Source organism: Mycobacterium sp. MUNTM1, assembly GCF_054660795.1.
Genome location: NZ_BAAGDE010000107.1, coordinates 1 through 6430, shown reverse-complemented (window position 1 = coordinate 6430; position 6430 = coordinate 1). Strand labels below are relative to the sequence as shown.

Here is a 6430-nt window from a genome sequence, read left to right as displayed (position 1 = left end):
AGCGACATCCCATTCTCTCTGTGGACTTCGCAGTAGTAGCCGGGCACCGTGCAGCCGGGTGCCGAGCAGCCGCGGTCTTTGGCGTACAACACAATTCGCTGCCCCGGTGAGGCCAGGCGTTTGGTGTGATACAGCGCCAGCGCCTTGCCCTTGTCGAAGATCGCCAGGTAGTGGTGGGCGTGGCGGGCCAGGCGGATCACGTCGCTCATCGGCAACATGGTGCCGCCGCCGGTCAACCCACGTCCGGCGGCGGATTCCAGCTCTTGAAGCGTTGTTGTCACGATGATCGAGGCGGGTAAGCCGTTGTGTTGCCCGAGGTTTCCCGACGCGAGCAATCCTCTGAGCGCGGCGTTGAGTGCGTCGTGCTGGCGTTGGGCGGCGCTGCGGCTATCCTGTTCGACGGCCTGCTCATCCGGAGATCCCGCCACACACGGGGTGTCGTCCAGGGGATTACACATCCCCGGCGCGGCGAGTTTCGCCAAGACCGCCTCGAACGTGGCGCGGGCTTCGGGGGTGAGCCAGCCGCGCAGCTGTGACATGCCGTCGGCCTGCTGGTTGCCCAGCGTCAGGCCGCGCTGCCGGGCGCGGTCCTCGTCGGTGAAGGTGCCGTCGGGGTTCAGGCAATCGGTCAGGACGTCGGCCAGCTTGCCGAGTTGTTCGGGCCGATACCGGGTTCCCTCCATGGCGAGTTTGGCCTCGGCCTGCTCGCGGGTGGCCGCGTCTATCCAGCCGGGCAGCTGGTGATAGAACCGTCGGATCACCGAGACCTGGCCGGGCCCCAGGCTGCCCTCGCGTTGGGCGGCCGCGGTGGCGGCCAAGGCGGGTGCCACCGGTTCGCCTGTGAGGCCATGCCCCGCGCCCAGATCCCGTGCCTCCTTGATGCGCCGGGATGCTTCGGGGCGGCTGATCAGCGTCGCCTCCGCGATCGCATGGGGTAGCGTGCCGCCGAGCTCTTCGGAGGGGGCCTGGCGGGCAAGGGAATTGATCAGGGGGTGTTCGAGGGCCGGCAACCGGCGACGCACCTTCTCGCAGCGCTCCAACAGCGCCAACTGCTCGGGCGCGGTCAGTGCGTCAAACGATAGCTCGCAGGCACGATCCAAGTCGGCATCAAGCGCGTCGAAGACCTCGACGATCTCCTCACGACTGTTCGAACCCATGCCACGATTTTATGAAGGGGTACCGACAACAAGCGGCGCTTTGTGACTACCGAAACAAAAGTGGTGCAAGTGATTTCGGCATGCCCGCCAGGGCGAAGGTCTTAGAAGTCCATTCCCGAGAACATCATCCGGTCGGGATCGTACTTCTGCCGGACAGTGGTCAGCCTCGGTAGGTTCGAGCCGTAATAGCGGGCCGGCGTGGGGTTGGGCTCCAGGTAGTTGACGTAGCCACCGACCGAAAACTGTTGCACCGCCTGATGCGCGCTGCCCATCCACGTAGTGGCGGCCCCGACCTGGTTGCCGGCGGGCTCGACATACCACTGCACCACCGCGGACTGATTGCGCCACGGGAACGCGGTGTCGCCCGGGGCGATATCGGCCACCGCGCCACCGAGCGGATCGATCAGCACCGACGCCTGTCCCGCGCCCGAGGCCGGCCACTGCCCGGCCGCGGTCGCAATGGCATGGGCCGCAGCCGAAGTCATCGGGCCGATCACATCGGATCCGGCCACGAAGCCGCGCGCCGGGCTGGTCCCGCTGCCTCCGGCCAGATAGGTGACCAGGTCCATGTGGCTGAGCGTCTTGTTGGTCACCGCACTGGGCGCCAGCCCCACCGCCGACTTGAGGGCGTCCACCACACCGGAGCCGGTGCCGGAGGGAGAAGTCGCCAGCACGTGGCAATTGGCCTGCGCCGAACCGACAGACAGGTCGACCATCCCCCACGTGTTCCGGTCCGCGCCCGCCAGCCAGGACTGCCAACCGGTGAGCACCTGCACCGCCGACGACGGCGGGAAGTCAAGCCGCACCAGGTCACTGTCGGCGGTGGCGAAGGTCGCGAACGTCATCGAGGTCGTCACCCCGAAATTGCCGCCGCCGCCACCGCGCAACGCCCAGAACAGATCCGGGTTGTCGTTGGCCGACGCGGTGACCACGTCGCCGCTGGGCAGCACCACGGTCGCGGACTGCAACGCATCGCAGGTGAGCCCGGCGCGCCGTGCGTCGGCCCCCACCCCGCCACCGAGCGCGAGCCCCGCCATGCCGACAGTCGGACACGTACCGGTGGGAACGGCGCGGCCTGCTGCGGCCAAAGTCTGGTGCACCGCATACAGATTCGTCGCCGGGGTCACCGTGACGTTGTTGCCGTCGAAGTTCGCGCCACCGGGCAGGCCGCGCAGGTCGAGCACCATGGTGCCGTTGGCGCCGGACGCGCCGACGTATGAATGCCCGCCGCCGCGCGGGGCGATCTTGAGGTTGTTCGCCTTCGCGAACGCGACCGCCTTCTGCACGTCGGCCTGCGACGAAACCCGCACCACCGCAGCGGGATTGGAGTTATTGTAAAACGAGTTGAAGACCTGCTTGCCGGTGGAGAACTGGGCGCCGTTGGCCGGCAACAGCACGCTGCCGCCGATCGACGAGGCCAGTCCGGTCCACCCCCCGGCGGCGGGGTCCGCCGCGGCCGAGCCGGTGCCGAACACCGCTCCGGTCGCCAACGTGACGGCGCCGCGAAGAAACGTCTGACGAGAGATCACATGGCTGGGCGGACGGCCGAGATTAGTCGTCATGCGCGCAGATTCTGGTTCATTTCGCGCACAAATTCCGGTGACGTCACCCGTGTTACATCACAGTGTGGCGACGATCCGGCGTTCGCCCTTGCGCAACGGGGCCGCGTAATAACCGACGTCGCCGAAACCGTGACCTCGCGAAACGCATATTGTGCGAACCTTTACCCCACCGTGTCGGAAACGTGACAGTTATGGCTCAGAGTTCGTAGGCGTGATTCGAGTGCCTCAGACGCACTCCAGGGCGGACGGGGAGGCTGCGTGAAGGCATTTGCACGAACTCATCAATGGATCTGGGTTTTGCGTCATCAGCCCTTCACCATTCGCCTGCTGGCCGCCGCGGCCGGCCTGCTGACCGTCGCCTCGGCCTTCGCGGCACCGGCCGGAGCGAACGGCAACGGCGACGACTTCATCGACGCGCTCAACCACGCCGGGATCGACTTCGGCGAGCCCGGCAACGCGATGTCGGTCGGCGAGTCGGTGTGCCCGATGCTGTCGGAGCCGGGCGGCAATTTCGCCGCGGTCGCCTCCAGCGTCGCGGGCCGGGGCATGTCGCCCACGATGGCGCGCATGTTCACCACGATCGCGATCCAGACCTACTGCCCCGAGGAGATGGCGAACATCGCCAACGGCAACCTGTCCGGCGCCATGCCACCGGGCATGGCGGGACAGATCCCGGGCATGGCCGGGCAGATGCCGGGCATGGCCGGGCAGATGCCGGGCATGGCGGGACAGATCCCCGGGATGGCGGGACAGATCCCAGGGATGGCGGGCCAAGTCCCGGGCATGACGGGACAGGTTCCGGCGCTGCCGAGGTACTAGCGGGTTCCCAGCGGGTCGATCGTCGACGCGATATAGAACATCGCCGCCCCGACCGTCGCGGTGGTCATGAAGTCGATTCCCTTGCCGCGCACCACCAGCAGGCCGGCCCGGTCCTCGGACAACACCAGCCGCAGCAGCGCCGCGACACCGACACCGATCCCGATCAACAGCGAACCGCGACGCCAGAAGTTGGCCCCGACCAAGGCCAGCGCCACCGCAAAGATCAAGCCCACCAACACAATTGGCCACTGGGCCCGCAGCACGGTGCGCGGGGTCATTGTCGCTCGGCCAGCTCGACGACGTTGGTCAGCAGGAACGCGCGGGTCAGCGGTCCCACGCCGCCGGGGTTGGGCGACACGTGGCCGGCCACCTCCCACACGTCCGGGTGCACGTCACCGGTGAGCTTGCCGTCCACCCGGCTGACGCCGACGTCGAGCACCGCGGCGCCGGGACGCACCATGTCCGCGGTCACCATGTGAGGCACCCCGACCGCCGCGACGATGATGTCGGCCTGCCTGGTCAGCGTCGGCAGGTCACGAGTTCCGGTGTGGCACAACGTCACCGTGGCGTTCTCGGAGCGGCGGGTCAGCAGCAGCCCCAGCGGGCGGCCGACCGTGACGCCGCGGCCGATGACGACCACGTGCGCCCCGGCGATCTCAATGTCGTAGCGGCGCAACAGGTGCACGATGCCGCGCGGGGTGCACGGCAGCGGGGCCGGGTTGTTGAGTACCAGCCGGCCCAAGTTGGTCGGGTGTAGCCCGTCGGCGTCCTTGCCCGGATCCACCCGCTCCAGCGCCGCGTTCTCGTCCAGCTGCTTGGGCAGCGGCAATTGCACGATGTAACCGGTGCAGTCGGGATTGGCGTTGAGCTCGTCGATGGTCTCGTTGAGCGTGGCGGTGCTGATGTCTGCGGGCAGATCCCGGCGGATCGAGGTGATGCCGACCTTGGCGCAGTCGGCGTGCTTACCGCGCACGTACGCCTGCGAGCCCGGGTCGTCGCCCACCAGGATGGTGCCCAGGCCGGGGGTGCGGCCCGCGGCGGTCAACGCGGTCACCCGCCGTTTGAGGTCGACGAAGATCTCGTCGCGGGTGGCCTTGCCGTCCAGCGTGATTGCTCCCACGCTGACAGTCTGGCAGACATCGATGATGGCGACCCGCCGCGCCCGGCTCCGCCGCGCTTGCGATCGCCACGGCGCCCAATGATGGCGACCCGCCGCGCCCGGCTCCGCCGCGCTTGCGATCGCCATTAGGCTCCCGGTATGTCTACCCCTCCGGACGTGTTCAGCCCCGCGAAGCTCGGTCCGATAACCCTGCGTAACCGCACCATCAAGTCCGCCACCTTCGAGGCGCGCACGCCCGAGGCGCTGGTGACCGACGACCTCATCGAATATCACCGGCTGCCGGCCGCCGGTGGGGTCGGCATGACGACGGTCGCCTACTGCGCCGTCTCCCCCGGCGGCCGCACCGAGGGCAACGGGATCTGGATGCGCCCCGAGGCCGTGCCCGGGTTCCGCCGGCTCACCGACGCGATCCACGCCGAGGGCGCCGCGGTCAGCGCGCAGATCGGCCACGCCGGCCCGGTGGCCAACGCCAAGTCCAACAAGGCCAAGGCGCTGGCGCCGGTCCGGTTCTTCAACCCGATCGGGATGCGGTTCGCCAAGAAGGCGACCCGCGAGGACATCGACGAGGTGATCGCCGGGCACGCCAACGCCGCCCGGCTGGCCATCGAGGCCGGCTTCGACGCCGTCGAAATCCATTTGGGCCACAACTACTTGGCGAGTTCGTTCCTGTCCCCGCTGATCAACCACCGCGACGACGAGTTCGGCGGCTCGCTGCAGAACCGGGCCAAGGTCGCCCGCGGCATGGTGATGGCCGTCCGGCGGGCGGTGGAAAAGGAGGGCACGCCGATCGCGGTGACGGCCAAGCTGAACATGGCCGACGGGGTACGCGGCGGCATCAGCACGGAGGAATCGCTGATCACCGCCAAGTGGCTGGAGGAAGACGGCGGCCTGGACGCGATCGAACTCACCGCGGGCAGCTCGCTGGTCAACCCGATGTACCTGTTCCGCGGCAACGCGCCGCTCAAGGAGTTCGCCGGGGCGTTCAAGCCACCGCTGAGCTGGGGCATGCGCATGACGGGTAAGAAGTTCTTGCGCGAGTACCCCTACCGCGAGGCCTACCTGCTGCGCGACGCCAAGCTGTTCCGCAACGAACTGAAGATGCCGCTGATCCTGCTCGGCGGCATCACCACCCGGGAGACGATGGACCTAGCGATGGCGGAGGGATTCGAGTTCGTCGCGATGGCCCGGGCGCTGCTGGCCGAGCCGGATCTGATCAACCGGATCGCCGCCGACGGCGCCCAGCACCAGGTGCATTCGGCGTGCACGCACTGCAATCAGTGCATGCCGACGATCTACACCCGAACGCACTGCGTGGTGACCGGCGCGCCTGACGCCGTGGGCGCTCAGAGCTAAACCACAGGGCTGCAAGCTACAGTTGTGGCGATGTCAGCACCAGCCCCGCCAGCGCTAACCGTCCATCACGAAGGATCGGAACGCACCTTCGCAGCGGGCCACGATGTAGTAGTCGGGCGCGATCTGCGAGCGGACATGCGTATCACCCACCCGTTGATCTCGCGTGCCCACTTGCTGCTGCGTTTCGATCAGGGCAAATGGCTGGCCATCGACAACGGTTCGCTGAACGGAACTTTCGTCAACGGCCGGCGCGTGCCGGTGGTCGAGATCCACGACGGGCAGACCCTGAACATCGGAAACCCCGACGGTCCGCTGCTGACCTTCGACGTCGGGCGCCACCAGGGCATGGCCGGGCGCCCGCCCCGAACCGAATCGATGGGCATCCCGGTGGCGGCCCCACCGCAGGCCGCGGCGTGGTC

7 protein-coding genes are annotated in these 6430 nt (G+C 68.1%); 3 read left to right on the top strand and 4 right to left on the bottom strand.

The window, feature by feature from the left end:
* Positions 1-1157, bottom strand: a 1157-nt coding sequence (locus ACYQ8K_RS29585) for a 13E12 repeat family protein (protein WP_459974879.1), incomplete at its 3' end; no start/stop codon positions are given.
* 101 nt (positions 1158-1258) lie between these two features.
* Positions 1259-2719: an FAD-dependent oxidoreductase gene (locus ACYQ8K_RS29580; RefSeq protein WP_459974877.1), complete on the bottom strand. Its 1461-nt coding sequence runs from the start codon at positions 2717-2719 to the stop codon at positions 1259-1261.
* A 258-nt stretch (positions 2720-2977) separates the two neighbouring features.
* Between ACYQ8K_RS29580 and ACYQ8K_RS29575 the strand changes: the two genes are divergently transcribed.
* Positions 2978-3538: a DUF732 domain-containing protein gene (locus ACYQ8K_RS29575; protein WP_459974875.1), complete on the top strand. Its 561-nt coding sequence runs from the start codon at positions 2978-2980 to the stop codon at positions 3536-3538.
* Here the strand turns inward: ACYQ8K_RS29575 and ACYQ8K_RS29570 are convergent.
* Both ACYQ8K_RS29570 and ACYQ8K_RS29565 read right to left on the bottom strand, forming a co-directional pair.
* Entirely contained in the window at positions 3535-3816 is a 282-nt protein-coding gene (locus ACYQ8K_RS29570; RefSeq protein ID WP_459974873.1) for a DUF3017 domain-containing protein, read from the bottom strand. The two genes, ACYQ8K_RS29575 and ACYQ8K_RS29570, sit on opposite strands and share 4 nt — an antisense overlap.
* Positions 3813-4658: a bifunctional methylenetetrahydrofolate dehydrogenase/methenyltetrahydrofolate cyclohydrolase gene (locus tag ACYQ8K_RS29565; protein ID WP_459974871.1), complete on the bottom strand. Its 846-nt coding sequence runs from the start codon at positions 4656-4658 to the stop codon at positions 3813-3815. Before ACYQ8K_RS29565 ends, ACYQ8K_RS29570 begins: the two co-directional genes overlap by 4 nt.
* A 138-nt stretch (positions 4659-4796) precedes the next feature.
* Here ACYQ8K_RS29565 and ACYQ8K_RS29560 point away from each other — a divergent pair, with 138 nt between their 5' ends.
* Together ACYQ8K_RS29560 and ACYQ8K_RS29555 are read left to right on the top strand one after the other, a co-directional pair.
* Positions 4797-6011 (top strand): NADH:flavin oxidoreductase, encoded by a 1215-nt coding sequence (locus tag ACYQ8K_RS29560; RefSeq protein ID WP_459974869.1) that lies wholly within the window; start codon positions 4797-4799, stop codon positions 6009-6011.
* A gap of 30 nt (positions 6012-6041) precedes the next feature.
* Positions 6042-6430: FHA domain-containing protein (locus ACYQ8K_RS29555; protein ID WP_459974867.1), on the top strand; the 389-nt coding region annotated here is incomplete at its 3' end.